Source organism: Enterobacter cloacae complex sp. 6730903 (assembly GCF_048283985.1).
GTDB classification, from domain to species: Bacteria; Pseudomonadota; Gammaproteobacteria; order Enterobacterales; family Enterobacteriaceae; genus Enterobacter; species Enterobacter hormaechei_C.
In genome coordinates this window covers 1-820 of record NZ_JBLVXX010000144.1, presented here as the reverse complement: position 1 = coordinate 820, position 820 = coordinate 1, and the positions used below count along the sequence as shown (strand labels likewise).

Annotated in this window: 1 protein-coding gene; it reads right to left on the bottom strand. The window is 52.4% G+C overall.

Annotation, left to right across the window (positions count from 1 at the left end; genetic code table 11):
- Positions 1 to 52: 52 nt before the first annotated feature.
- Positions 53 to 757: an IS6-like element IS26 family transposase gene (locus ACNQ0W_RS25240; protein ID WP_001067855.1), complete on the bottom strand. Its 705-nt coding sequence runs from the start codon at positions 755 to 757 to the stop codon at positions 53 to 55.
- Positions 758 to 820 lie beyond the last annotated feature (63 nt).

Genomic DNA, 820 nt, shown 5'->3' with positions numbered 1-820 from the left:
GGCACTGTTGCAAAGTTAGCGATGAGGCAGCCTTTTGTCTTATTCAAAGGCCTTACATTTCAAAAACTCTGCTTACCAGGCGCATTTCGCCCAGGGGATCACCATAATAAAATGCTGAGGCCTGGCCTTTGCGTAGTGCACGCATCACCTCAATACCTTTGATGGTGGCGTAAGCCGTCTTCATGGATTTAAATCCCAGCGTGGCGCCGATTATCCGTTTCAGTTTGCCATGATCGCATTCAATCACGTTGTTCCGGTACTTAATCTGTCGGTGTTCAACGTCAGACGGGCACCGGCCTTCGCGTTTGAGCAGAGCAAGCGCGCGACCATAGGCGGGCGCTTTATCCGTGTTGATGAATCGCGGGATCTGCCACTTCTTCACGTTGTTGAGGATTTTACCCAGAAACCGGTATGCAGCTTTGCTGTTACGACGGGAGGAGAGATAAAAATCGACAGTGCGGCCCCGGCTGTCGACGGCCCGGTACAGATACGCCCAGCGGCCATTGACCTTCACGTAGGTTTCATCCATGTGCCACGGGCAAAGATCGGAAGGGTTACGCCAGTACCAGCGCAGCCGTTTTTCCATTTCAGGCGCATAACGCTGAACCCAGCGGTAAATCGTGGAGTGATCGACATTCACTCCGCGTTCAGCCAGCATCTCCTGCAGCTCACGGTAACTGATGCCGTATTTGCAGTACCAGCGTACGGCCCACAGAATGATGTCACGCTGAAAATGCCGGCCTTTGAATGGGTTCATGTGCAGCTCCATCAGCAAAAGGGGATGATAAGTTTATCACCACCGACTATTTGCAACAGTGCC

Excerpts from the sequence above, each read along its gene's own strand:
- ACNQ0W_RS25240 (WP_001067855.1), bottom strand. The coding sequence starts at position 757 with ATGAACCCATTCAAAGGCCGGCATTTTCAGCGTGACATCATTCTGTGG.